The sequence below is a fragment of the Mycolicibacterium phocaicum genome, from assembly GCF_010731115.1.
In the GTDB taxonomy this organism is placed as follows: domain Bacteria; phylum Actinomycetota; class Actinomycetes; order Mycobacteriales; family Mycobacteriaceae; genus Mycobacterium; species Mycobacterium phocaicum.
Genome location: NZ_AP022616.1, coordinates 872,291 through 898,831 on the forward strand (window position 1 = coordinate 872,291; position 26,541 = coordinate 898,831).

General features: G+C 66.0%; 20 protein-coding genes and 1 pseudogene. 11 read left to right on the forward strand and 10 right to left on the reverse strand.

What is annotated here, in order from left to right; genetic code table 11:
- Positions 1-6 precede the first annotated feature (6 nt).
- The 5 genes from dnaE to lspA all read right to left on the reverse strand — a co-directional run bounded on the left by dnaE (position 7) and on the right by lspA (position 7,371).
- Positions 7-3,540 carry a DNA polymerase III subunit alpha gene (dnaE, locus tag G6N46_RS04265; protein ID WP_064858148.1) on the reverse strand — a complete coding sequence of 1,178 codons (3,534 nt, stop codon included), beginning with the start codon at positions 3,538-3,540 and terminating at the stop codon, positions 7-9.
- Positions 3,541-3,607: 67 nt separating this feature from the next.
- Positions 3,608-4,273 (reverse strand): TetR/AcrR family transcriptional regulator, encoded by a 666-nt coding sequence (locus tag G6N46_RS04270; RefSeq protein ID WP_138249245.1) that lies wholly within the window; start codon positions 4,271-4,273, stop codon positions 3,608-3,610.
- A gap of 577 nt (positions 4,274-4,850) precedes the next feature.
- Positions 4,851-5,768: an EamA family transporter RarD gene (rarD, locus tag G6N46_RS04275; RefSeq protein ID WP_138249244.1), complete on the reverse strand. Its 918-nt coding sequence runs from the start codon at positions 5,766-5,768 to the stop codon at positions 4,851-4,853.
- Positions 5,765-6,688: an RluA family pseudouridine synthase gene (locus G6N46_RS04280; RefSeq protein WP_138249243.1), complete on the reverse strand. Its 924-nt coding sequence runs from the start codon at positions 6,686-6,688 to the stop codon at positions 5,765-5,767. Before G6N46_RS04280 ends, rarD begins: the two co-directional genes overlap by 4 nt.
- The gene (gene lspA / locus G6N46_RS04285) at positions 6,685-7,371 is read right to left on the reverse strand and encodes a signal peptidase II (RefSeq protein ID WP_138249242.1); all 687 of its coding nucleotides are present in this window, start codon (positions 7,369-7,371) and stop codon (positions 6,685-6,687) included. The genes G6N46_RS04280 and lspA overlap by 4 nt, the downstream gene beginning before the upstream one ends.
- A gap of 42 nt (positions 7,372-7,413) precedes the next feature.
- Here lspA and G6N46_RS04290 point away from each other — a divergent pair, with 42 nt between their 5' ends.
- Positions 7,414-8,337: an asparaginase gene (locus G6N46_RS04290; protein WP_138249241.1), complete on the forward strand. Its 924-nt coding sequence runs from the start codon at positions 7,414-7,416 to the stop codon at positions 8,335-8,337.
- On the opposite strand, the gene G6N46_RS04295 is transcribed toward G6N46_RS04290, so the two are convergent.
- On the reverse strand, positions 8,334-9,671 hold the full coding sequence (locus tag G6N46_RS04295; RefSeq protein ID WP_234880649.1) for a DNA polymerase IV: 1,338 nt from the start codon (positions 9,669-9,671) through the stop codon (positions 8,334-8,336). The genes G6N46_RS04290 and G6N46_RS04295 overlap by 4 nt on opposite strands.
- 60 nt (positions 9,672-9,731) lie before the next feature.
- Between G6N46_RS04295 and G6N46_RS04300 the strand changes: the two genes are divergently transcribed.
- Positions 9,732-9,941: an RNA-binding S4 domain-containing protein gene (locus G6N46_RS04300; protein ID WP_138249239.1), complete on the forward strand. Its 210-nt coding sequence runs from the start codon at positions 9,732-9,734 to the stop codon at positions 9,939-9,941.
- A gap of 15 nt (positions 9,942-9,956) precedes the next feature.
- Here the strand turns inward: G6N46_RS04300 and ileS are convergent, their stop codons facing one another.
- Positions 9,957-13,112, reverse strand: coding sequence for an isoleucine--tRNA ligase (gene ileS, locus G6N46_RS04305; protein ID WP_138249238.1), 3,156 nt, complete (start codon positions 13,110-13,112; stop codon positions 9,957-9,959).
- Positions 13,113-13,404: 292 nt separating this feature from the next.
- Positions 13,405-14,049, reverse strand: coding sequence for a hypothetical protein (locus G6N46_RS04310; RefSeq protein ID WP_138249237.1), 645 nt, complete (start codon positions 14,047-14,049; stop codon positions 13,405-13,407).
- 134 nt (positions 14,050-14,183) lie between these two features.
- Between G6N46_RS04310 and G6N46_RS04315 the strand changes: the two genes are divergently transcribed.
- The 9 genes and pseudogenes from G6N46_RS04315 to G6N46_RS04350 all read left to right on the forward strand — a co-directional run bounded on the left by G6N46_RS04315 (position 14,184) and on the right by G6N46_RS04350 (position 23,373).
- A complete protein-coding gene (locus tag G6N46_RS04315) occupies positions 14,184-14,537 on the forward strand; it encodes a hypothetical protein (RefSeq protein WP_020100525.1) in 354 nt (117 codons plus the stop codon).
- A gap of 45 nt (positions 14,538-14,582) precedes the next feature.
- Entirely contained in the window at positions 14,583-15,317 is a 735-nt protein-coding gene (locus G6N46_RS04320; RefSeq protein ID WP_043396370.1) for a hypothetical protein, read from the forward strand.
- 166 nt (positions 15,318-15,483) lie between these two features.
- Complete coding sequence (locus G6N46_RS04325) at positions 15,484-17,223, forward strand: AMP-binding protein (RefSeq protein ID WP_073696517.1); 1,740 nt, start codon at positions 15,484-15,486, stop codon at positions 17,221-17,223.
- Positions 17,224-17,635: 412 nt separating this feature from the next.
- On the forward strand, positions 17,636-18,565 hold the full coding sequence (locus G6N46_RS04330; RefSeq protein ID WP_138249236.1) for an efflux ABC transporter ATPase subunit, DrrA-related: 930 nt from the start codon (positions 17,636-17,638) through the stop codon (positions 18,563-18,565).
- Positions 18,562-19,305, forward strand: a complete 744-nt coding sequence (locus G6N46_RS28565; protein ID WP_234880648.1) for an ABC transporter permease — start codon at positions 18,562-18,564, stop codon at positions 19,303-19,305. Before G6N46_RS04330 ends, G6N46_RS28565 begins: the two co-directional genes overlap by 4 nt.
- A complete protein-coding gene (locus G6N46_RS28570) occupies positions 19,302-20,120 on the forward strand; it encodes an ABC transporter permease (RefSeq protein ID WP_234880647.1) in 819 nt (272 codons plus the stop codon). The genes G6N46_RS28565 and G6N46_RS28570 overlap by 4 nt, the downstream gene beginning before the upstream one ends.
- A 174-nt stretch (positions 20,121-20,294) precedes the next feature.
- Positions 20,295-20,981 carry a galactosyltransferase-related protein gene (locus G6N46_RS04340; protein WP_234880661.1) on the forward strand — a complete coding sequence of 229 codons (687 nt, stop codon included), beginning with the start codon at positions 20,295-20,297 and terminating at the stop codon, positions 20,979-20,981.
- A 538-nt stretch (positions 20,982-21,519) separates the two neighbouring features.
- Positions 21,520-22,104 (forward strand): glycosyltransferase family A protein, encoded by a 585-nt coding sequence (locus G6N46_RS04345; protein ID WP_138249234.1) that lies wholly within the window; start codon positions 21,520-21,522, stop codon positions 22,102-22,104.
- A 41-nt stretch (positions 22,105-22,145) separates the two neighbouring features.
- Positions 22,146-23,373, forward strand: a pseudogene (locus tag G6N46_RS04350) (IS3 family transposase).
- A gap of 852 nt (positions 23,374-24,225) precedes the next feature.
- On the opposite strand, the gene istB reads toward G6N46_RS04350, so the two are convergent.
- Both istB and G6N46_RS04360 read right to left on the reverse strand, forming a co-directional pair.
- On the reverse strand, positions 24,226-25,071 hold the full coding sequence (istB, locus tag G6N46_RS04355) for an IS21-like element helper ATPase IstB (RefSeq protein ID WP_064630783.1): 846 nt from the start codon (positions 25,069-25,071) through the stop codon (positions 24,226-24,228).
- On the reverse strand, positions 25,068-26,429 hold the full coding sequence (locus G6N46_RS04360; RefSeq protein WP_138251354.1) for a Mu transposase domain-containing protein: 1,362 nt from the start codon (positions 26,427-26,429) through the stop codon (positions 25,068-25,070). Before G6N46_RS04360 ends, istB begins: the two co-directional genes overlap by 4 nt.
- Positions 26,430-26,541: the final 112 nt, after the last annotated feature.

Sequence of the window (26,541 nt, forward strand, 5' to 3'; positions counted from 1 at the left end):
CCGGCACTATCCGCCGAGGCAGCCCGGCCCCAGCAGTGCCTTCAGGTCGCCCATCAACGCCGACGACGGTGTCACGCGCAGCGTCTGGTCCAGTTCCAGAGTGGTGATGCGGTCTCCACTGATGAGCCGCAGATGCACCTGAGAGGTGCCCGGGTGGTGGGCCAGCACCTGCTTGAGCGCACTGACCTTCTCCGGGGTGCACTGCCGCGTCGGCAGGCTCACCGCGAGCGGACGGTCGGCCTGCGCGTTCGAGAAGTCGGGCACCACAAGGTCACTGGCGAAGATCGACACCCGCTCGTCTTCGACGCGCGCCTTGCCGCTCACCAGCACGATGGCGTCGTCCATGATGTCGGCACCGAACACGGCATAGGTCTTCGGGAAGAAGTTCACCGTCACCGAACCGTTGAGATCTTCCAATTGCGCTGAGGCCCAGGGCAATCCCTGCTTGTTGACGCGCCGGACCACGCCCGCCAGGATGCCGCCGATGCGGACCTGGCTGTCGTTGGCGACAGCGCCTTCGAGGATGGCCGGAATCTGGGTGTCCACCTGCGCGTTGAGCAGGTGCGCGACACCGTTGAGCGGATGGCCGGAAACGTACAGGCCCAGCATCTCTCGCTCCAGGGCGAGCTTGTGCTTGTCGTCCCACTCGTCGTCGGGCACCTTGATGGTGAAGGCCGCGTCCCCGGCATCCCCGGCGTCACCGCCGCCGAACAGATCGAACTGACCCATGGCCTCGGCCTTCTTGGTGCCGAGCACCGAGTCGACCGCATCGGCGTGCACCAGGAACAGGCCCTTGCGGGCATGGCCCAGCGAGTCGAAAGCGCCTGCCTTGACCAGAGATTCGGTGACCCGCTTGTTGCAGGCCGTGATGTCGATCTTGCTGAGGTAGTCGGAGAAATCGGTGTATTTCCCCTTGTCGGTCCGGCCCGCGATGATGGACTGCACCACGTTGGCGCCGACGTTGCGCACACCGCCCAGCCCATACCGGATGTCCTTGCCGACCGAGGCGAAGTTGTGCACCGATTCGTTGACATCCGGTGGCAGCACCGTGATTCCCAGGCGGCGGCAATCCGCCAGGTATATCGCGGCCTTGTCCTTGTCATCACCGACCGAGGTCAGCAGCCCAGCCATGTACTCGGCCGGATAGTTGGCCTTGAGATACGCGGTCCAGAACGACACCAGGCCGTAGCCGGCGGCGTGCGACTTGTTGAACGCGTAGCCGGCGAACGGCAGCACGGTGTCCCACAACGCGGTGATGGCCGCCTGCGAGAAGCCGTTCTGCTTCATACCGTCGGCGAAGCCGCCGTAGGCCTCGTCGAGGATTTCCTTCTTCTTCTTACCCATCGCGCGACGCAGCAGGTCTGCTTGGCCGAGCGAGTAGCCCGCGACCTTCTGTGCGATGTGCATGATCTGTTCTTGGTAGACGATCAGACCGTAAGTCTCGGAAAGGATGTCGCGCAGCGGCTCTTCGAGCTCCGGGTGGATGGGCTTGATCTCCTGCAGCCCGTTCTTGCGCTTCGCGTAGTCGGTGTGCGCGTCCACGCCCATCGGACCCGGTCGGTACAGCGCCAGGACGGCCACGATGTCCTCGAAGCCGGTCGGCCGCATCAGTTTCAGCAGATCGCGCATCGCGGATCCGTCGAGCTGGAACACGCCCAGCGTGTCGCCGCGCGCCAGCAGCTCGTAGGTTTTCGGGTCGTCCAGGCTCAGGTGGTCGAGGTCCAGATCGATGCCCCGGTTGGCCTTGATGTTCTCCAGCGCGTCACCGATGACGGTGAGGTTGCGCAGGCCCAGGAAGTCCATCTTCAACAGGCCGATGGCCTCACACGACGGGTAGTCCCAGCCGGTGATGATGGCGCCGTCCTGGGCGCGCTTCCACATCGGGATGGCGTCGATGAGCGGTTCGGAGCTCATGATCACCGCACAGGCGTGCACACCCGCGTTGCGGACCAGCCCCTCCAGACCGCGGGCGGTCTCGTAGATGGTGCGCACGTCGGGGTCGGTGTCGATCAGCGCGCGGACCTCGGCGGCTTCCTTGTACCGCTCGTGGTTGGGGTCGGTGATCCCCGCCACCGAGATGTCCTTGGCCATGATCGGCGGCGGCAGCGCCTTGGTGATGCGGTCGGCGATGGCGAAGCCCGGCTGCCCGTAATGGACTCGAGCCGAATCCTTCAGTGCCGCTTTGGTTTTGATGGTACCGAAGGTGATGACCTGGGCGACGCGGTCACTGCCCCACTTCTCGCTGGCGTAACGCACCATCTCGCCGCGGCGGCGGTCGTCGAAGTCGATGTCGATATCGGGCATCGACACACGCTCGGGGTTGAGGAACCGCTCGAACAGCAGACCGTGCGGGATCGGGTCGATGTTGGTGATGCCCATCGCCCACGCCACCAGCGAACCTGCGGCCGAACCTCGGCCGGGGCCGACCCAGATTCCCACTTCGCGCGCGTGGCTGATGAGGTCACCGACGACGAGAAAGTACGCCGGGAAGCCCATCTGCACGATGACGCTGATCTCGTACTCGGCGCGATCGAGGTACTCCTGCGGCGGGCCGCCCGGGAAGCGCCGGTCCAGACCACGCAGCACCTCTTTGCGCAGCCACGTGGCCTGCGTCTCGCCCTCGGGCACCGGGAAGATCGGCATCCGGTCGTGGAACTTCCAGACATCGGCATAGGACTCGACGCGCTCGGCGATCAGCAACGTCGAATCACAGGCACCGGGTACCTGGTGATCCCACATGGCCCGCATGTCCTCGGCCGACTTGAGGTAGTAGCCGTCACCGTCGAACTTGAACCGCGTGGGGTCCGACAGCGTCTTGCCGGTCTGGATACACAGCAGCGCCTCGTGGTTGTGCGAGGCCTCGCGGGTGACGTAGTGGCAGTCGTTGGTGGCGAGCGGCGGGATGCCCAGCTTCTTGCCGATGTCCAGCAGGCCCTCGCGAACCCGGCGCTCGATCTCGATGCCGTGGTCCATCAGTTCGAGGAAGAAGTTCTCCTTGCCGAAGATCTCCTGCCACTTCGCGGCGGCCTCGACGGCTTCCTTCTCGTGACCGAGCCGCAGCCGGGTCTGCACCTCACCCGACGGGCAGCCGGTCGTGGCGATGATGCCCGCCGAGTGCTCGGCGATGATCTCGGCGTCCATGCGGGACCACTTGCCGAGCTGTCCCTCGAACGACGCCAGCGACGACAGCTTGAACAGGTTGCGCAGACCGGTCGCGTTCTCCGCGACCATCGTCATGTGGGTGTACGAACCACTACCCGAGACGTCGTCGCTCTTCTGGCTCGGATCGCCCCAGGTGACGCGCTTGGTGTTGAAGCGCGACGCGGGCGCGATGTACGCCTCGATACCGATGATCGGCTTGATGCCCTCTTTGGTGGCGGTGTTGTAGAACTCGCTGGCGCCGAACATGTTTCCGTGGTCGGTCATGCCGATTGCCGGCATACCCAACCGGATGGCTTCCTGCACCATCGGCTTGACCTTCGCCGCACCGTCCAGCATCGAGTACTCGGTGTGATTGTGGAGGTGCACGAACTGGCTCATAGAGCTGCCAGTCTAAAACGGGCCACCGACACCTCTCGGCGTGTCGGGCGCTGTGTCGTCGGCGGGACTACGACGTGGGCGCGGCCGCTGTTGCCACGGGACCCACCAGCAACCCCTTGTGCAACACCTGTTGCAGTTGCTTAGTTACCGCTTCGACGCGATCCCGGTCGGCCACGAGCCCGGCATAGAAGCCGAGCCCCCACACCATGGTGTAGAGCAGGTCCGCCACAGGGGCCACAGCCGTCTCGGCAGGCAACTCACCGCGCGCCACGGCGTCGCGCACGGCCTGGTCCATGAATTTGCGGACGGCCGCCTTCGCGTCCCTGCGCGGGGCCGGCAACCGGTCGGCCTCCAGATAGGAGCTGACCAGCAGCGCCACACTGCCCGGTTCATGGACACCAGCGTTGCGGAATTCGGTGACGAGTACCGAAATCTGTGCTGGAAGAGTGGATTCCGCTCCGGCACGGGCGATGCAGAGGTCGATCGTCGTGGCGATCTCGTTCAGCAGGCAGTGGTAGATGTCCTCGCGCGTCTGGAAGTGGTAATGCAGCGTGGGACGACTCAACTCGGCGATCTCGGCGATCGCCTGGATGGTGGTGGCGTGGTAGCCACGGACTGCGATCGCCTCGCGCGCGGCGTCCAGGATGCGCGCCCGCGTCTGCGCCGAATCGGTGCCCGCCGGGCGACCCCGGCGGCGTGTCGCCTTCACTGGGAGAACATCGAGATGCACCATGCCACGTCCTCGCACAGAAAGGGATATTTACGAATTCAGCAAACTCTAAGACATAGCTGATACGTGGTCAACCGCAACCTCGACAACGGCCGGTCGACTTGCCTCGCGAGAACCCTGGGCAGGGTCCATTCGGTCCGGTGACCACCACAGACGGCGTCATGCCCGGCGGTCGATCGGCGGCGCGTTCCGCGATGGCGACGAGCACCGCAATTCATTTGCCCGAAAATTTGTCGCCGACGTAGAGATCCGGCAACCGAATCGGGGTCTCGATGGGGCCCTCGCCGAGCGCCACGAACCACCCCAGCACGAAAGCATCGAATATCCAACATGTCGTCAGCAGCGGCCATCCGCGCCCGCCAACTGGTCAACCAGAAGGTGCCCAATGGTGAGTCCGAGCTGAAACTCCTTGCGGTACTCAATGATTCGCGCCGGGATTTGCTCGACGTGGGGACCGACGCGGGCGTCTATTCGCAGATGCCGCAAAGTCGGTCGGTGGAAACGCTCACGCGACCACGTCAACAACTTCATCTTTGTTCATTCCGACAACGCGGCGCAGCCGACGAGTACCGGCAGGTCTTCACCGGCCGCTCGCACCGTCCGCGACCGGGGCCCGGCCGCGCCTTATCGCATCGCCGGTGAACACCGCGAGTGCGACCCAGATCAAGACAAAGCCGGCCCACCGTCCCACCGGCATCGGCTCGTGGCCGACAATCACGCCCCAGGCCATCTGCAACGCCGGTGTCAGATACTGCAACAGACCCATCGTCACGAGCGGGAGTCGCTGTGCCGCACCGGCGAACATCAGCAATGGGATTGCGGTCACCGGGCCGCACAACATCATCAGGACCGTATGGCCGGCCCCCAGCTCGGGCACCGTCGCCTGCCCGGCAACCGCGAGGACGACAAGATAGGCCAGTGCGAACGGGGCGGCCACACCCGCCTCGACGCCGACGCTCACCCGCGGGTCGGCGCGCACCACCTTCTTGACCGCGCCGTACACCCCGAACGACACCGCGACGCCGAGGCCGATCGCCGGGACTTCCCCGGCCTGCACCGCCAGCACGACCACCGCGACCATGGCGATGGCCAGCGCGGCCGCCTGTGCGCGGTTCAGCCGCTCGCCGAACAGCGCCACGCCCAGCGCCACACTCACCAGCGGGTTGACGAAGTAACCCAGTGCCGCGTCGACCACGTGGCCATTGTTGACCGCGTAGATGTAGATGCCCCAGTTCAGCGAGATCAACGCCGACGCACACACCAACAGTCCCCAGGTGCGGCCCGACAAGCGGCGCAGATCACCCAGTCGGCGACCCGCGGCCAGCACCACGAACATCAGCAGCACCGTCCACACGATGCGATGGGCCAGCACCTCGAAGGCACTCGCCGGCTTCAACAACGGGAAGAACGCGGGAAACAGACCCCACGAGCCGTAGGCGCCGAGCCCCAGCACTAATCCCCGGTTCTGGTTCGAAGTGGCCGTCGCGGTAGTGGTCACTGCCGATGCAACACATCCAGAGCGTGCTGCAATTCCGCCGGGTACTCACTGGTGATCTCGACCCACCTGCCGTCGGCCGGATGGGCGAACCCCAGCGACCGCGCGTGCAGCCACTGCCGATCGATCCCGAGCTTCTTCGCCAGCGTCGGATCGGCGCCGTAGGTCAGGTCGCCGCAACACGGGTGGTGCAGCGCGGAGAAATGCACCCGGATCTGGTGGGTACGGCCGGTCTCCAGGTGCACGTCCAGCAGGCTGGCCGCCACGAACGCCTCGATGGTGTCGTAGTGCGTGACGCTGTGCCGGCCGCCTTCGGTGACGGCGAACTTCCAGTCGTTGCCCCGGGCACGGCCGATCGGCGCGTCGATGGTGCCGCTGGACGGGTCCGGATGGCCCTGCACCAGCGCGTGGTAGCGCTTCTCCACGGTGCGGTGCTTGAAGGCCCGCTTGAGCACGGTGTACGCCCGCTCGGACAGCGCCACCACCATCACGCCGGACGTGCCGGCGTCCAGCCGGTGCACGATGCCCTGTCGCTCGTGGATGCCCGAGGTGCTGATCCGGAAACCGGCCGCAGCCAGCCCGCCGAGGACCGTCGGGCCGGTCCAGCCCAACGACGCGTGTGCCGCCACCCCGGCCGGCTTGTCCACGGCGACGATGTCATCGTCGGAGTAGAGGATCGCCATGCCCTCGATGTCCTGCGGCGTGTTCTCCAGCGGTGCGGGCGCCTCGGGCAGGCGGACCTCCAGCCAGGAGCCCGCGACAAGCTTGTCCGACTTCGCCGCCGGCGCACCGTCGATATCGACGCCACCGTCTTCGGCGATCGTGGCCACCGCGGTCCGCGACAACCCGAGAAGGCGAGCCAGGCCCGCGTCCACCCGCATCCCGGCCAGTCCTTCGGGGACCGGCATCGAACGGCTACTCATCGGCCGGTTTCGGCCTCGTCGGCGGCCGCGGCGGCCGGCGCCGGGGACGCCGACGAATCCTGTTGCGTATCAGTGGATTCCGCCGGATCATCGGCCTGCGGCTGCTTGCCTTCGGTGTCGAAGTCGATGCCGAACATCGACAGGCCGACCAGCAACACCGCGCCACACACCACCGCGGAGTCGGCGACGTTGAACACCGGCCACCAGCCGACCGAGAGGAAATCGACCACGTGCCCGCGCAGCGGCCCCGGCGAGCGGAAGAACCGGTCCATCAGGTTGCCCACCGCGCCGCCGAGGATCATCCCCAGCCCGAGGGCCCACCACAGCGAGACCAGGCGCCGCCCCATCCAGATGATGCCCAGCACCACGCCGGTGGCGATCAGCGTCAGCACCCAGGTGTACCCGGTCGCCATCGAGAAGGCCGCCCCGGAATTGCGGACCAGCGTCCAGGTGATGGTGTCGCCGATGATCTCGACCGGCTGACCTGGCACCAGAAGCTTCACCGCCAGGACCTTGGTCAGCACATCCAGCCCCAGCACCAGTGCTGCGACCATCAACAGCAGCCGCAGCCGCCGCGGGACGGGCTGGCCCTGCGGCGGCGCGGTCACGGGAGATTCGGCGCTTTCAGCCGTCTCCGGCCCGGTGCCCGAGGTCGCCTCCGGCTCCGTGGATTCATCAGTCACTCCCCCATCATCCCAAAGACGCCGTGAGGAACAATTCCGCCCATGACTCGCGTCGTTGTGATCGCCACCGGAGGCACCATCGCCACCAGCACCGACCAACACGGAATAGCCCGGCCGACCCGCAGTGCCACCGACCTGGTCCACGACCTGGGCACCGGGGTGCAGGTCGACACCGTCGACCTCATGTCGGTCGACAGCTCCGAACTCACCCCGGCCGACTGGGACCGGATCGCTGCCGCGGTGTGTGCCGCCGGTGACGCCGACGGGATCGTCATCACGCACGGCACCGACACCATGGAAGAAACCTCGTTGTGGCTCGACATCACGTACGACGGCGCCGTGCCGGTGGTCCTGACCGGCGCCATGCGCAGCAGCGACGCACCCGATGCCGACGGCCCGGCAAACCTGCGGGACGCGATCACCGTGGCCGCCAGTGCGTCCGCCCGTGATCTCGGGGTGCTGGTCAGCATGGCGGGCCAGGTGTGGCAGCCCCTCGGCGTCACCAAGGCCGGGCACGGTTTGCTCGGCACCGCGGTCGGGTCGGTCAGGGACGGCTCGTTCGTCCCCAGCGGGGTCAAACAGCGGCCACGACTCGGCGCGTTGTCGGCGGCGTCCACGCCGCGGGTGGACATCGTCGCCGCGTATGCCGGCAGCGACGCGCTGGCCATGGACGCGTTTGCGGCGGCCGGCGCCGGCGGACTGGTGCTCGAGTCACTCGGCTCGGGCAACGCCGGGTCCAAGGTGCTCGCCGGGGTGCAGCGGCTGTGCGCCGCCGGTGTTGCGGTGGCGATTGCGACACGGGTGCCCGGCGCGCGCGTCACTTCGGGCTACGGTCCTGGGCGGGCGTTGCTGGACGCCGGGGCGGTCTCGGCGGGCGGCTTGCGCGCCGCCCAGGCCCGGGTGTTGCTCATGGCGGCGCTCGCCGCGGACATGCCGGTCGCCGACCTGTTCGCTGAGTGGGTTTAGCTCGCGCCGTCGTCGGTCGGCAGCTGCGCCAGATAGTCCTGCCAGTCCAGGCTGTCGACAGGGTCGGCACGGGTGATCTTCGGATCGTCGGCCGCGACGGTTCGGGCCACCCCGGGACCGCTGGCCCGGGTCTCGAATCGCACCGTCATGACGCCATGCCCGGCGCCCTGCACCCACCCGTGGCCGTGGTCCGGATGCCGCACGTCATCGCCGACGCGCCAAGGGGATTCGGCCGGCGTGGCGCTCAGCGGGCCGGCCGCACCTGCCGAGGTCGCGACCTCGGCATCGTCCGCCATCTCCAGCTCCGGGAACAGGGACTCCTGCCGGGCGTCGGTCAGGCCCGAAAATCCAACGCCCACAAGGCGAATCGGTCCGATCTCGACGGGATCGAGCAGCAGCCGGCGGGCCGTCGCCGCCAAGGTCGACGGGTCGGTCGTCGCGTACGGCAGCGTGGCCGAGCGGGTCAGCGTACTCATGTCTGACTTCTTCAGCTTCACCGTCACCGTGCGGGCCCCGCGCCCGTCGCGCTGCAGCCGACGGTGCGCGTGCTCGGCGATGGGGCCGATCCTCTCGCGCAATTGGTCAAGGGTCGTCAGGTCGACCTGGAACGTGGACTCGGCGCTGATCTGTTTGGCTTCGGCGCGCTCGACCACCGGCCGGTCATCGATGCCGCGGGCCAGCCGGTGCAATGCCGGGCCGACGGTGCCGCCGAGGACGTCGGCGGCCTCGGCATCGGCGAGCGCCGCCAGCGCGCCCACGGTCTCGATGCCCAGCCGGTGCAGCTTCTCCTCGGCGACCGGCCCGATTCCCCACAGCTTGCGGACCGGTAGCGCTGCCAACAGCGAGCCCTGCTCGTCGCCACTGACGATCCGGACGCCGTCGGGCTTGGCCAGGCCCGACGCGATCTTGGCGACCTGTTTGCCCGATCCCGCACCAACCGAGGCCACCAACCCCGTCTCTGCGCGCACCAAGGCACGAAGGTCCTCGCAGAATTGCCGGGCCGTGTCCTGGTCGGCGCCGACCAGCTCGCCCGGCTCACCGAAAGCCTCGTCGAACGACAGTTGCTCGAGCACCGGCACCATGGCGCGCACCGCATCCAACGCTCGCCGGCTGGCCACCGAGTACACCGCACCGCGCGGCGGCAGCACGACGGCACCTGGGCCGACCATCCGCCGCGCTTGATGCATCGGCATCGCCGAGCGGGCACCGAACTTGCGGGCCTGATAGCTCGCACCCGCCACCACGCCACGACCACCGAGACCACCGACCAGAACCGGACGGTCCTGCAGGGTGGGCCGGGTCAACTGCTCGACCGACGCGAAAAAGGCGTCCATGTCGAGATGTATGACCCATCGATCCACAGTGGCCAATGCTAGGTGGCTACCCTTCTCGGCATGAACGACGTGCCGATCCGTGACGAATCGATCCGGCTGGGGCAGTTCCTCAAACTGGCCAACCTCATCGACAGTGGCGCCGACGCCAAGGCGGTCATCGGCGACGGCATGGTGCGCGTCAACGGCGAGGTCGAGACACGACGCGGACGGCAGCTGCGGCCCGGCGATACCGTGACCTTCGAGGGGCAGTCGGCGCGGGTCAGCGGCTGACCCGCGCCGAGGCCGTCAGGCCTTCGCGATCGCGGCCCGGACGCCGTCACCCACGTCAGCGCCGTCGGCCAGCTCGCCCGCATCCACCACGGTGAAACCGGTGGCCAGGATCTCGCCGGCGATCAGGTCGGCGTGGGTGGTCGCCCACTGCTGCTTGTCGGCCGGCACCGCGAACGTCACGGTGATCCGGTCGGACACGTCGAGGCCCGTGGCCTTGCGCAGGTCCTGCAGTTCACGGATCCGGTCCTTCGCCCAGCCCTCGGCTTCCAGCTCGGGAGTGACGGTGGCGTCGAGCACCACCAGACCCGCACCGCCGGGCAGCGCCGCGGTGAATTCCGGTTCTGCCGCAACGAGTTTCGAGCTGTACTCCGCCGGCAGCAGCATGGCAGGGCCGGCGGTCAGCGTGCCGTCGGGATTGACGACACCCTCCCCCGCCTTGACCGCCTTGATCGCGGCCTGCACGTCCTTGCCGATGCGCGGACCCGCGACGCGCGCGTTGACCGTCAACTCGAATTTGCCGTAGGCGTCGATGTCGTCGGACAGTTCGACGGCCTTGACGTTGAGTTCGTCGGCGATGAGATCCTCGAAGGGGGCAAGAACGGCCGGATTGACCGACTTTTCCAAGGCCACAGTCAATTTCGGCAATGGCAGCCGCACGCGCAGCTTCTTGGCCTTGCGCAGCGACGAACCCGCCGAGCACACCTCGCGCACGCGGTCCATCGCCGCGACCAGCTCGGGGTCGGCCGGGACCACACCCACTTCGGGCCAGTCCGTCAGGTGGACGGAACGCTCGTCGGTCAGCCCCTGCCACATCTTCTCGGTGGCCAGCGGCAGCAGCGGTGCGGCCAGGCGGCAGGTCACCTCGAGCACGGTGTGCAGCGTGTCGATGGCGTCGGCGTCCTCTTCCCAGAACCGCGAACGGGACCGGCGCACATACCAATTGGTGAGCGCCTCGGCGAACTGGCGCAGCTGCTCGCAGGCGCCCGAGATGTCGCACGCGTCGAGCGAGTCGGTCAGGGTGTCCCGCAGGTCGGCGAGCTTGGCCAGGATGTACCGGTCCAGCACGTGCGTCGAATCCGTGCGCCACGTGCCCTTCTTCGGCGCGTACAGCGCCAGGAAGGAGTACGCGTTCCAGACCGGCAGCAGCACCTGCCGGACGCCGTCACGGATGCCCTGTTCGGTGACGATCAGGTTGCCGCCCCGCAGGATCGGCGAGGCCATCAGGAACCAGCGCATGGCGTCCGAACCGTCGCGGTCGAACACCTCGGACACGTCCGGGTAGTTGCGCAGCGACTTGCTCATCTTCTGGCCGTCGTTGCCCAGCACGATGCCGTGCGCCACACAGGTTTTGAAGGCCGGGCGGTCGAACAGCGCGGTCGCCAGCACGTGCATGGTGTAGAACCAGCCGCGCGTCTGGCCGATGTACTCGACGATGAAATCGCCCGGGAAATGGGCCGATTCATCCGCACTGCCGTCGAACCAGTCGGCGTTCTCGAACGGGTAGTGCACCTGCGCATAGGGCATCGAACCCGAGTCGAACCAGACGTCGAACACGTCCTCGATGCGGCGCATGGTCGACTTGCCGGTCGGATCGTCGGGGTTGGGCCGGGTCAGCTCGTCGATGTAGGGCCGGTGCAGGTTGTCGGGGCGGACGCCGAAGTCGCGTTCCAGCTCGTCGAGGCTGCCGTAGACGTCGATGCGCGGGTAGGCCGGGTCGTCCGACTTCCACACCGGAATCGGGCTGCCCCAGTAGCGGTTTCGCGAGATCGACCAGTCGCGCGCATTGGACAGCCACTTGCCGAACTGGCCGTCCTTGACGTGCTCGGGGTACCAGGTGATCTGCTGGTTCAGCTCGACCATCCGGTCGCGGAACTCGGTGACCTTGACGAACCACGACGACACCGCGCGGTAGATCAGCGGGTTACGGCACCGCCAGCAGTGCGGGTAGGAGTGCTCGTAGGTCTCGTGCCGCAGCAGGACCGGAGCGTTGACCGCCGCCGGGCCGGTGCCGTTCTTGAGGTCCTTGATGATCTGCGGGTTGGCCTCGAAGACCTGCTGCCCCTGGTAGTCGGGCACCGTCGAGTCGAACCGGCCCGTGGAATCCACCGGCGTGACGGCGACGATCCCGGCGGCGTCACAGGTGGCCTTGTCGTCCTCGCCGTAGGCCGGCGCCATGTGGACGATGCCGGTGCCGTCCTCGGTGGTGACGAAATCGCCCTGCAAGACCTGAAAGGCGTTGTGCGCCTTGTCGCTGTCGACGAAGAACGCGAACGGCGGCAGGTACTGCGTGCCCAGCAGCTCGGCGCCGAGGTAGCTGCCGACGACCACCGGCTCTTCGCCGAACTCGCGCGCATAGGCCGCCAGCCGCGGCTCGGCCAGCACGTAGTTCTGCTCGTCGGGACCCACCACCTGCACGTAGGTGACCTCGGGGTGCACGGCGACGGCCTGGTTGGACGGCAACGTCCACGGCGTCGTCGTCCAGACCAGCAGGCGGGCGCCGGCCACCGGGCCGTCGGTCGCGACGAACCCGACGGTCAGCGCCGGGTCCTGCCGGCTCTGGTAGACGTCGTCGTCCATCCGCAGCTCGTGGTTGGACAGCGGCGTCTCGTCGTTCCAGCAGTACGGCAGCACGCGGTTGCCCTCATAGGCCAGACCCTTGTCCCACAGCTGCTTGAACGCCCAGATCACCGACTCCATGAACGTCAGGTCCAGGGTCTTGTAGTCGTTGTCGAAGTCGACCCAGCGGGCCTGGCGCGTGACGTAGGACTGCCACTCGTTCGAGTACTTCATGACCGAGGCCCGGCACGCGTCGTTGAAGGCGCCGATACCCATGGCCTCGATCTGGGCCTTGTCGGAGATACCGAGCTGGCGCTGCACCTCGAGCTCGGCGGGCAGGCCGTGGGTGTCCCAGCCGAACCGGCGCTCGACCTTGTAGCCGCGCATGGTGCGGTAGCGCGGAACGATGTCCTTGACGTAACCGGTCAGCAGGTGGCCGTAGTGCGGCAGCCCGTTGGCGAACGGCGGACCGTCGTAGAAGACGTATTCGGGGGCGCCGTCGCGGCGCGCGATGCTGGCACGGAAGGTGTCGTCACGGGCCCAGAACTCCAGAACCTCGGTCTCGAGGTCGGGGAAATTCGGTGTGCCACTGGCGGTCTTGGGGTACGCGCTCACGTCTGGTCTCCAGTGCCGTCAGCACCAAACGGTGCTCAGTTCCAGGCACGGGGACGACGATCTCGCGTCTGGACGCGAGTGCCGCGGTACCACCCCGCTTGCGCACCGCCGACCCCGGAAGGTCGCACACGTGCGCCGCTCAACTGCAGGCGATGACGGGCCCACCCGTTCGGTTCTACTGAGCCGCGGCGTTGATGGCCCCGGCCGTTCTTCCGAATGCTCCCCGGTGATGGCCGGATCGATGCGAATGCAGCGATTCTAACGGGCGCGGGCCGCCGCGGAGCACGCCGGACTACTCCGCGACCGGCAGGGCCTCCGAGGCGAGCTCGATGACGGCGTAAGAGAACTGCTCGGCGAGTTCTTCCACGGTGTAGGGCTCGAACTGGTGCCGGGCGTACCACCAGTCGACGTGCAAGGCGTCGTCGGCGTGGAACGCGCGGACCTCGAGCGTGTGGGCCGGGCCCGGGTGCTCGCCGTCGATGGCGGACATGCCGTAACTGAACAACACGTCGGCAACGTCGTTCGGGTCGGCCGCGGCGGCCGCCAGGGCGCCGCGGACCGCCTGCACCATCGCGGTGGCGTCGACGTCCGATGCGGAGGCCGCCTCCACCTCGAGCCGCCGGATCACGGCCAGGCCGCCGCCGGAGCGTTCCTTCGCTGCGGCCACGTCGACCGCGGCTCGGCCGGGCCCGATGACCCGCTCGATCGCGCGGCCGAGGGCGGCGATCAGCAGCACCTCGGCATCGACTCCCAGGTATTCGACCGCGCCCTCGAGCTCGGCGGTGATCACCGGCGACAGCGGGGCCTCGAGGCGCCGCATGTCGACCGCAGTACCGGCGGTGTCGAAGCCGCCGAACTCGTAGTCGGCGACATGCATCGTCGCCGCAGCAGCAGAAGGGAGAACGGCGTCGAACTCACCGGCGTACGCAAGAGTCATGTGATGCAGACTACAACACGATTCCCAAATTTGGGACATAGCTCCCGAAACTGTGACGCCCATGTCAATTACGGCTTATGTGTCGCAAAAACAGTTGCTAGCAACCAAAGGGGGGAAGGGTCTATCGTGGCAGAGTGCCCCGAACAGACCAGAACGGCAGACAGCTCAAGGCGCTGCTCGACTACATCTTCGACGGCGACGTCGAAGCGAGGGAGATCTACGGTGCGCTCGGAACGTCGAGCAGTACGTACTACCGGCGAATCAAAGAGGCCGACTATCCCAACGCGGAAGAACTCCGCCTGGTGGCCGATCACTTCCGGTTGAGCTATCCCGACCTGCAGGTTCGGTTCGGCCTGATGAGCCACGACGAGGTCATCAACTACATCCAATCGGCACCCCTCGCGGTTGCCACGGCGGCGCCGGCGGTCCCCAAACGCGCCACAAAGTTGTCGGAGATGACGCGACGTGCTGATGCGCCGCCGCTATGACCAGTAGAATCTGAGCGTTCGCAGGCGCTGGCAAAGGCTCCAACCATGGCTCTCACATTGCTCATAACCATCACTCTCGCCTGTATGGCGTGGAGTTTGTGGATTCGTCGCGTCACCTGGTCGTGCCGCTGGGAAGTGGCAGCGACCCTCAACATCGCGCTGCAGGCCGCCGCCGTCGCCCTGATGTCCCCGATGGCCGCCGACACCCTGGGCCGCGCCATCCACTCGGCAACCGGTGTGTGGAACCTGCCCGCCTACCTCGGACATGACTGCTACATCGTGGCCGCCTCGGCCATCGTCTACAACGCCATCGGCCGCCTGGCCGACGACGCCGCCATGCAGAAGATGTTCACGCAGTACATCGAGCGGCCCGCGACCCTGTGCATCCCGGTGCTGCTCGCGCTCTTCTCGATGAGCGTGGCCGGTCGCGAGTACTCCCCCGACCTGTTCACCATGCCCACCGACGGCTGGCTGGCCGCGTACTGGCTGGTGCTGTGCGGCACCCTGACCTACCTGCTGGTGTTCGGCGGCCGCGCCCTGCTGGTGTTGCGCAAGAACCCCGACTCGCGGCGCATCGCCAACATCTATCTGTTCGCCACCGCCAGCGGCATCATGGCCTGCGCCACCCGCATCCTGACATCGCTGGTGCCCGAGCTGCAGCCCCTCGAAGACGGCAAGTTCGTCTGGGTCTTCGCCTGCATGTGCGGCGGGGTCTTCGCGCTGGCGTCCGCGCACTCGTGGCTGATCAAGACCAAGTGGTTCTCGAAGGCGGCCCACTGAGCCTCCAGCGCTGACCGTCGGAGACTCGTCAGCAAAAGGCCCGATCCGTCAAAATCTGCGAGGATGCCTTACTCTGCTATCCGGCACCCGGTGTCAGTTTGACTGTGTTTCACCACCTTCGACGACACCCGGCCTTCACCCCTGCCCGAACATCCCCGAGGAGGAAGTGTCCGTGATCGAGTCGTCTCTGCCGGCCGTCCTGCGCGAGCGCGCCAGCCTGCAACCCAACGACGTGGCTTTCACGTTCATGGACTACGACACCGACCCCGATGGCGTGGCCAAGACCCTCACCTGGGCTCAGCTGTACCAGCAGAGCGTCGCAGTGGCGCACGAACTGCGCCAGCACGGTGAGATCGGCGACCGCGTGGTGATCGTCGCCCCGCAGTGCCTCGAATACGTCGTCGGCTTCCTCGGCGCCCTCGAGGCCGGCATGATCGCCGTCCCGCTGACCCAGCCGATCATGGGCCACCACGACGAGCGCGTCATCTCGGTCATGAAGGATGCGCAGCCGGTCGTAGCCCTGACCACCGCGGCCAGCAAGGACGCCGTCGCGCAGTACGCGACGCCGAACGACGACGGCCGCAGCCCCGTCGTCCTCGCTGTCGACGAACTGGACCTGGAGACGCGTCGTAAGCCGTTCTCCCGCCGCGAAGTTCGGCCCGAGACCGCGTACCTGCAGTACACCTCCGGCTCGACCCGCACCGCCGCCGGCGTGATGGTCTCGCACCGCAACGTCTCGGCCAACTACGAGCAGATGATCGCGGTCTTCTTCTCCGAGTGGGGCAAGGTCGCGCCGGCCGGCAGCACCGTGGTGACATGGCTGCCGCTGTACCACGACATGGGCCTGCTGCTCGGCGTGTGCACGCCGATCCTGGGCGGCTGGCACACCGTGATGACCAGCCCCATCTCGTTCCTGGTCAAGCCCGCCCGCTGGATGCAGTTGATGGGCAGCCACAAGAACGTCATCACCGCCGCGCCGAACTTCGCCTTCGACCTGGCCGCCGCGCGGACCACCGACGAGGACATGGCCGGCAAGGACCTGAGCACGGTCCTGACGGTCTTCAGCGGCGCCGAGCGCGTACAGCCGACCACCGTGAAGCGCTACATCCAGCGCTTCGCCAAGTTCGGGCTGCCGGGCAAGTCTGTCCGCCCGAGCTACGGCCTGGCCGAGGCGACCCTCTACGTGGCATCCCGCGAATCCGGCGAGCCGCCGACGGTCGTGGAATTCGACACCGAGAAGCTTGCCGACGGCATCGTCGAGCGCGTCGAGTCCGGCAGCCCGCTCGTGAGCTACGGCTTCTCGCCCTCCCCCCTGGTTCGCATCGTCGACCCGGAGACCCGCCGCGAGGCTGCCGAGGGCACCGTCGGTGAAATCTGGACGCACGGCGAGAACGTGTGTGCCGGCTACTGGAACAAGCCCGAGGAAACCGAGAAGACCTTCCGCGGCGTACTCGAGGACGCTCCCGAGGGCACCCCGTCGGAGTACTGGCTGCGTACCGGCGACCTCGGCTTCATCTCCGAAGGCTCGCTGTTCATCATCGGCCGGATCAAGGACCTGCTGATCATCCGCGGCCGCAACCTGTACCCCGACGACATCGAGGCCACCGTCAGCGCGGTCTCGGGTGGCCGTACCGCCGCCGTCGGTTTCGAGGAGGACGGTGTCGAACAGTTCGCCGTCGTCATCGAGATGAAGAAGCGCGGCGAGACCGAGGACGAGGTCCGCGAGAACCTGGCACAGGTCAAGCACGACATCACCTCGGCCATCTCCCAGGTGCACGGTGTGAATGCCGCCGACCTGGTGCTGGTCGGCCGGGGCTCGATCCCGATCACCACGAGCGGCAAGATCCGCCGCCAGGCCTGCACCGAGCTGTACCGCAAGGGTGAACTAGCGCGACTCGACGCCTGAGCCGGCCGCAGTGTGCGCCGATGGACGCGTACTGCAGCTGCTTGTGCCGTCGACGATGAAGAGGCGCCCGTCGACGGTGATGCTGCCGTACCCGACATTGCCGATTTGTCACGCAATTCAAACAAGGTCAATTGCGGACATCGGGAACGCGACCGCGAAATGGAGCACGAGACTCTCATTGAACGCGGTTGTTGGTGCCGCCGAAGACGGTCGGAACGCCAGCACACCGGACCTGGGAACGATCCCTGCCGGTGCGCACAACTGACCACCCGTCCGCCGGCCGACGAAAGACGACATACGGGACTCGAGCACCGATCAGACCGAGCCGCAGCAGTTCAGGAATGGGCGAGCAAAGTGTGGTCGATTACGTGGACTCGGCAATCGTCGATGCACCCCTGTAACGTGTGCACGCGTGATTGAGCTCGACCGCATCGCCAAGACATACGGGACATTTGCGGCGTTGAAGGGCATCAGCTTCTCGGTTCCGACGGGCTCCATCTGCGCTTTGCTCGGCCACAACGGCGCGGGCAAGACCACCACGGTCAAAATCCTGTCCACTCTGGTCCGACCGACATCGGGCACCGCAGTCGTGGCGGGTCACGACGTGATGCTCGAACCGGGCCGGGTCCGCGCGAACATCGGCGTGACCGGGCAGGACGCGGCGCTAGACGGATCACTCACCGGTCGCGAGAACCTCGTGCTCTTCTGTCGTCTACGCGGAATGGGCCGTCGGGCCGCCCGTCGCCGGGCCGACGAACTAGTCGAGCAGTTCGAGTTGGCATACGCCGCCGACCGTGCCGTCGCGACCTATTCGGGCGGTATGCGCCGACGCATCGACATCGCAGTGTCCCTGGTGGTTCCGCCGAAGGTGTTGTTCCTCGACGAACCCACCACGGGCTTGGACCCGCGCAGCCGTCGCGACGTGTGGAACCTGGTTTCTTCGCTGAAGGAACAAAACACCACGGTCCTGCTGACTACGCAGTATCTGGAAGAAGCTGACGTGCTCAGCGATTCGATCGTCATCGTAGATTCCGGTCAGGTCATCGCGCAGGGGACCGCCAACGAACTGAAAAGCGGGATGCGGCGCACGTACTGCCATATCAGCCCATCCGATCCAGATGATCTCGACCGCGTTGCCGAGGCACTGACCGGTTTCGCGAATATCGAAATCGACCGGGACACTGATTCAGTGGCGATCCCGGCTCTTGAAGGCGCGGCAACGCTCAGCGAGGTGCTGAACCGGATGACGACCCAGGGCATCGAGCTCGCCGATATCGGCCTGCGTAAACCGACACTCGACGAGGTCTTTCTGCACCTCACCGAGCGCGAAAGCGTCCTATGACAGCGGTGGTCGCGCTGACCGAGCGGGTGGTGACGCGCGCGGCGCGGGACCTTGACATCGTCTTCGCGGCAATTGCCCCGGTCGCAACGTTCGCCGGAGCCAATCTGGTACTGCGCCACATCATCGACACCGGCGGCATGAGCTACGCGCAGTACATGTTGCCCGCGATCATCGTGCAAGCCATGTTATTCGGCGCACTCACAACCACCGACCGGGCCGCAGAGGAGAGTTCCTCGGGTTTCAGCGACCGGCTGCGCACCCTGCCCATCTCCCCGCTGGCTCCACTCGCGGCGCGAATCCTCTACTGCCTCATCCGCGGAGGCGTGGCGCTGGTCGCGACGATTGCGGTGGGCTACGCGTTCGGATTCCGGATGGATGGCGGCGCGAGTGCGACGCTCGCCTTCGTCGCGATGGCGCTCGCCTTGACTCTGGCGCTGTCTCTGGGCTCCGACGCGCTCGGCGTCCGAGCGCGCCGAAGCGAGACATCGAGCCAATTGTTGCTGATCCCCCAGCTGCTCTTGCTCCTGCTGTCTACGGGCCTCGCCCCCGTTGAATCGTTCCCCGGCGCCTTACAGCCGTTCGTGCGTTATCAGCCCGTGTCGCAGTTAACCGAAACGCTGCGGGGATTCAGCACCGGAAACACCGACCCTGTCAATCTGGTCATCAGCCTCGCCTGGTGCGCGGGCATGCTGGTGATCTTCGGCACGATCGCCATCCGGGGACAAAGGCGGATTCCATGAACCCGACATCGAAGGATGCGGTGGCCAACTCGGTCGAATCGCGCACCGCCTCCGTGGCCGCCGAGAGTGCGGTGTTCGCCGGCCGTCTGATCACCCGGTGGCGCCGCGACCCGATGGTGCCGGTTCAGGCGTTGTTGTTCCCAACGGTGCTGCTGGTGGTTTACCACCTGCTGATCAGCAAGTCGATGGTCAAGGTGATGGGCACCGACAACATCGCGCTGGTGGTCGCGATGTGCGCGCTGGCCGGCGCCATGTCGGGCTCGTTGGCGTCGGCACTGAGCATTCCCGTGGAGCGCGATAGTGGACTATTGAGTCGGTTCTGGGTCATGCCGGTACACAGGATGAGCCCACTGAGCGGAATCCTGCTGGCGGAGGCGGTACGGACCTTCGCCGGTACACTCCTCATCGTCACAGTCGGAGCGATGTTCGGACTGCGTTTCGACAGCAGGTTGATCGGGGCGGCGCTGTTCGTCCTGATTCCGGTGTTGTGGATCGTGGTGTTTGCGACGGTGGTCATCACAGTCGCGGTTCATTCGGGCAATCGCACCATGCTCACCTGGTTTGCTACCGGCGTCATGGGTCTGGCGTTCGGTAACTCATCCGTGGTACCGGTCAAAGTTCTGCCGTCGTGGGTTCGACCGCTGATCGAATTCCAGCCGATGTCTCCGACCATCCTCGCCATGCGGGCGTTGAGCGAGGGCGGTCCGGTGCTGGCCCCGCTACTGATAACCACAGGCTGGATCGTGCTGCTAGGCGCGGTATTCCTGCCGCTGGCCGTCAGTGGCTTCCGGAAGGCGAGCGAGTCCGGAGACTGAACACATGACTGTCACGTACGTACGGCGCTGACCGACGCACCCTGGCGAGTGCCGCACTTCACATTCTGCGGCAGTCTGTGGAAGCGTGAGCAGTACGAAGCTCGACACGCAGGCATATATGCTGTCAGCAACTAGACCGCGACCCGTATGGAGAGGTTCAGACGTTTGCGCACGGTGATCCTGGTGCCCTATCGACCCGATGGTGGCAGGCGCGATGAGCTGTGGAGCTTCACAGCAGCGTGGCTCAAGAGACATCATCCCGACTACCCGATTTACATCGGCGAATCTCCCGCCGGGTTGTTCAACCGCAGCGCTGCGATCAACCACGCCGCCACTGAAGCGGGTGACTGGGACGTTGCGGTGATTTGCGATTCCGACACCCTGGTGGCACCGTCACAATTCGAGGATGCAGTCGCGCGAGCACATTCGACTGAGCTGTTGACTTCGGCCCTCACCAGGGTCGTCGAGCTCACCGAGGAGTCGACTGATCGGTTCATGGCCGACTCGGAACTGGATCCGCGAGGACTCCGCTCGGTCCGAACCCGTAAACGGGAACTGCTGACGCAGTCGTCGGTCGTTGCCGTGCCTCGCCGCCTGTGGGATGCCGTCGGCGGATTCGACGAGGAATTCTGCGGCTGGGGTTGCGAGGACAACGCCTTTTGGCTTGCCGCCGGTATTGTCGGCGGGCACGGCAAGGCGAACGGTAATCCGTCGCGTATCAGCGGTCCCGCCTATCACCTCTGGCACCCGCCGGCCACTAAAATCAAGATTCTCGACCCGGCGTTCCGGAGCAACTCACGGCGACTGCGGCGCTACAGGAAAGCGCGCACACCCGAACATCTCGCACTGTTGCGCAGCTGATTGCCCACGCCGGTAACCGGCGTTTTCGCTGTGCACTGATCCCGGTGGATACCCGCATTCACCGGGATCAGGTGTAAGCACGGATGGTGGGCGCACGAGCGGCACCATCGTGTCCATCGCACGGGGCGCTTTTGCTGCCCGCCTGCCCACCTCAAACGCGCCGGCCGCGTCGCTTGGTCGGCCGACACCGACCAGCGCCGCACGGCGGGCGACCGGTGCTGAATCTACGGCCCGAGCTAACACGCACGAAGATGGCTGGCACGCGGGCGAGTCTCCGCAAACTTTTCCCATAGGTCCAGCTGCTCACCTCTGACACTCTTCGAGGAAATCTAATAGCTGGCCAGAGGGCGAATCTACGGGCGACAACTTTGCCGGGAATTACTCTTGGTGACAAGAATAATTTTTCAGCAATTTTTACTGTGACAGAATGTGTACCTCTTCGCCAGAAATGCGGCTGAAAGTATTCAACGAAGCCACGCAGAACGAGGTATAATGGGTCCGTTCAAAGGTACTGCCCTCGACTGCGGAGAGAAAAGCAATGCTGGCTTTTATCACCACAATCAGACATCCGAGAAATTCGACCGACTACGGCCAGGTGGAGGAATTCCTATCCGACACACTCGATTCGATCGCGCGGCAGGCTTGCGATGACTATGTGGTCATTGTTGTGGGCAATCAAAAGCCGGCTTTCCCGCTGCCGCCACAGATGCACTTCGTGGGCGTCAATTTTCCGCCTCCCACTGCGCAACGCGGGGCACAGACCGGGATGGGACCGGTGATTTGGGACAAAGGCACCAAGACCGGGATCGGCTTGGCCGCAGCACGTGAATTTTCTCCTGATTTTGTGATGTTCTTCGACGCCGACGACTATCTCCACCGCGATGTAGCCCGCTATGTGCATGACCATCCAGACAGTCAAGGTTGGGTGGTTCGCAAAGGTTGGATGTACTCGCGCGCCAGGAACAGCTATGTTCGGCGCAACCGGCTATTCCGGATCTGCGGCACGTCCTTCGTCGTTCCGTTTGCAGCGTTCGAGGTGCCTGATCACCTTACGGTGTCATCTACGCAGTCAGAGGTCGTCGATGCGTTCGGGGGTCCTGACCCCAAGTGTTGGACACGCTGAATCCCGCAAGATTGGCGGGGGAAGCGAGATGATCGACACCGATGGCAAGGAAGAATTACCCGGACGAGTTCAAGCGGGATGCGGTGGCGCTGTACCGAGACACTGAGGGCGCGACGATCACCGCGATCGCTGACGAGCTCGGCATCAGTGGGGTGACGCTGTCGGCCTGGTGCAAGGCCGCTGGGGTGCCGATCCGGCACCGTAGCCCGAGTTCTGCCGGTGAGCCGGCACCGGGCGAGCAGACCCCGGACCAGGAGCTGGCCCGGCTACGCGCCGAGAACAGGGCGTTACGCGCCACCGAGGCCCGGTTGGCCACCGAGCGTGACATCCTGCGGTCGGCGGCCAAATATTTCGCCGGGGAGACGAACTGGTGAGCCGCTTCCAGTTCGTCGCCGACCACCTGCACACCTACCCGGTGAAGTGGCTATGCGCAGTCGTCGAGATCGCGCGTTCCTCGTTCTACGCCTGGTTGGCCGCTGCCGACGGCCGAGCCGCCCGCATCGCCGCTGACCAGGAGCTGGCCGCACGTATCCGCACCGTGCACGACGAAGACAACACCTACGGGGCACCGCGGATCACCGCCGAACTCAACGACGGTGCACCCGACGGTGAGCGGGTCAACCACAAGCGGGTGGCCCGGGTGATGAGGGGTGCCGGGATCGCCGGCTACCGCCGGCGACGACGCGTGAAAACGACCACCCGGATCCGGCGAATCAGAAGGTCCCGGACCTGCTCGGGCGGGACTTCACCGCGACCGCACCCAATGTGAAGTACGTCGGCGACATCACCTACCTACCCTTGGCCACCGGGGCGAATCTGTATCTCGCGACAGTGATCGACTGCTTCTCCGGCCGGGTCGCGGGGTGGGCGATCGCTGAGCACATGCGCACTGAACTGGTCGAAGATGCCCTCAAAGCCGCTGACGCGTTACGGGGCTCGCTGGCCGGTGCGATATTCCACTCAGATCACGGAAGTCAGTACACCTCAAAGGATTTCGCGACACTCTGCGCAGATCTGGGCGTCGTCCAGTCGATGGGTGGGGTGGGGTCAAGTGCCGATAACGCGCTCGCCGAATCGTTCAACGCCTCCCTCAAACGCGAGATCCTGCAGGACCGCAGCCAGTGGCCCGACGCTGCTACCTGCCGCCGTGAAGTGTTCCGCTGGCTGGTCCGCTACAACCTGAAACGGAGGCACTCCCGCTGCCGCTATTCCAGCCCGGCCGGCTACGAAAACACCCACACATTCGTTACGCTGCCAGAAGCTGCTTAATCCAAATCCCGTGTCCACCATCCGGGGTCAAGGCCCCGGCGTCGACGCGATTGAGCACGTCATCGGTGATCACCGATACGCACTCGAGTGGTGGCGCGCTCGCGGACGCAGTCTCGCAGCGTTGCCGTTTTCCGCGGTGGTCTATCACGTCGATACAGGCGAAAACCACAGTGGGACCAGGATGTTGGGACCGGGACTGCCATATCGCAGGCACTTGTTGGAGGACTTTGGAATTCGTTCCCAGAAAGGTATAGCGGCCACGATCTGGTCGGCCATCGGACCCTCGGCGTTGAAGCCCGATCTTCGGCCTCGGCGTTGAAGCCCGATCTTCGGCCTCGGCGGCCTTTCTTCTTGAAGCCGAGGCGGCCGCTCATCCAGCGCGGTCGGAGCGAGTTGGCGTAGTACTACAGTTGTAGCTGGGGGTCGGCGTGTTTGCGCTGATAGCTGGCTCGATGATTTCGGCGCGCTGGTCGATCGCGTCCGACCCTCGTTCGCCCGATACGAACCCGTTCGTCATGCCGCCGCGGGGCTGATGTTGGGATTGCTGTCGAATCTGGAACGCAAAAACTGCTGGACGATCGCCGAGGAACGCGGTGATGTAACACCCCATGGGTTGCAGCACATGCTTTCTCGCGCATCGTGGGGTGAGGAGCGGTTGCTGATGATATGCGTGACTATGTGTGGACCGCATTCGCCGACCCCGATGCAGTACTGGTCGTCGATGGAACTGGGGGACCTCAAGAAAGGGTATGGGGACCGTCGGTGTGCAACGCCAATACACCGGTACTGCTGACGGCGCTCATCGAAAATCCCCGGCTGTGCTCGCCGAAATTCCTCACCTGTGAGCAGTGGTCAGTGTAGTTGTTGGCGGGTTCCGGTGGTGGTCCGGCGGAGGGTTTCCGCGGCGGCATGATGGTCGCGTAGCCGATAGGACTCGCCGTCGAGGTTGATGACGACCGAGCGGTGCAGCAGGCGGTCGAGCATTGCGGCGGCCACGGTGGTGTCGCCGAGGATCTCACCCCAGGCTCCCACCCCGCGGTTGGTAGTGATGACGATGCTGGTCTTCAAATACCGTTGGGAGACAACCTGAAACAACGCCGAAGCGGCTTCGGCGGGCAACGGCAAGTACCCCAGCTCATCGATCACCAGCAGCGTCGGACCGGCGAAGAACCGCATCGTGGTGGCCCAGCGCCCCTCGATCGCTGCGCGATGACACCGGGCGGCCAGGTCGGCGGCGGTGGTGAAGTAGGTCCGGTAGCCGGCATGTGCTGCAGCCCTCGCCAATCCGACGGACAGATGCGTCTTGCCGGTGCCCGGTGGCCCGATGAGCAGGATGTTGGTCGCCGATTCCAGGTAGCGGCAAGTGCCCAGCTCGTCGATGAGCTTGCGGTCGATCCCGGCGGCGGAGTCGACGTCGAAGTCATCGAGGGTGGCCGGGGTGGGCAGGCAGGCGAACCGCAACCGGCTCGCCAACCGGCGGGCGGTGGAGGCCTCGACTTCCACGGCCAGCAGTCGCTCCAATGCGACGGTCAGGGACAGGCCTTCGACGGTGGCCTGGTCGAGCACCGCGGGGAGGGCTTCGGCGGCCGCGGTGAGTTTGAGTTCGGCCAGGTGCGAGCGCAGCTGCTGATAGCGGCTCGCCACCGTCGACGGCGACTCCTCCGTGGCGGTCGTGGCGTTGGGCGGCGTGGCGGTCATTGGATGGTCCTGTTCTGGGCGGCCCGCTCGTAGGCGGACAAGTCGATGACGGTGGAATCAGTTGATGGAGTCGATGTTTCAATAGCGGTGGTGGATGGCCGCTTGAGTGCAAGCAGTTGCGCGGCAGCGGCTTTAGCGGCCGGTCCCGGTGGGATGCGTTCCTTGGGGCGATGCGGACGCCCGGTGGCTGCGGTGGCCATCGCCGCGGTGTCCAAGGCGATGACATGCCCGCTGTCACGCACCATCACCCCAAGCCCGTCGGCGGCCATCCGGTGCCGAGCGACGATGATCCCGCTCGTGGTGGCGATGTCGCAGAACTCGCCCCCGACCGGATGGGACACCACGACCTGGGCGGCGGCCAGTTCCGGGGGCACTGAGTAGCGATTGCCGCGGTAGGGCACCAATGCCTGCCGGGACGCAGTCCGACGCTCGGAGACGATGACGGGATACGCCTGCGCCGGCGCCGGGAGTAGCGGTTCGGCCTTGGCCACGACAGCGACCGAGGACCGCCCGTCAGCGGTGGCACGCATTCGGGTGTCACCACGGACCCGGGCGAAGCGATCCACGCTGGCCTGGGCCGCCTCCACGGTGGCCTCGTCGGCCAGGGTGCGCCACCAGCGTTGCGCGGCGGTGTGATTGACCTTCTCCACCACGCCCTTGCGGTTGCCGCGCCGGGCCGGGCAGATCGCCACCGCGACGCCGTAGTGCTTGGCCACCCCGGCGAACGACGCCGTCACCCGACCCGAGCCGGGGTCACACACGGTCGCCATCCGATCGAAGCGCCACACCCGCGTGAGTCCACCGAGGCCGCGGGTGACGCGGTCCAGGCCGGCGACCAGATGCGGCTGATCCTCCAAGGGTGCCAGATAGCCGCGCCACTTCCCGGAATGCGCCAGCGAGCCGACCAGCAGGTGCGCGGTCTTGCCCCAACCCCACGACTGCGGTGGATCGGGTAATTCCAGCCAGTCCCATTGGGTTTCATCCCCGGGCTCGTGCGGGATTACCGCGTTCGGGCGCTGCGTGGCGGTCCGGCAAGCCTCACAGACCGGGCGCAGGCTGCGGGCGCGGATGTTGCGGGTCAGGCTCTGATACGACAACCCGAACCCCAGGTCCTCCAGCTCGTCGAACAGGGTGCGGGCCCACAGGTGTGGGTCCTCGGTCAGCCTCGCGGCGACGTAGTCGACGAACGGCTCGAACGGATCAGGGCCAGGCCGGGCGCGGACCCCGGGCGTGCCGTCACCGGCCAAATACTTGCGGACCGTCTTGCGATCGAAGCCGGTGTGGCGGGCGATCGCCGAGATCGACCAACCACGTTTGTGCAGGGCATGTACTTCCACATCGTCCTCCCATGTGAGCATGAGAAAGCGGGCCTCCTTCGATGAAGCAACTGGCGTCAGACACCAGCAGCTTCGAGGGAGGCCCGCCCTTCTCGGCGGAGCCACACTGGTGGGGAATTCCGATGAGCGTCAG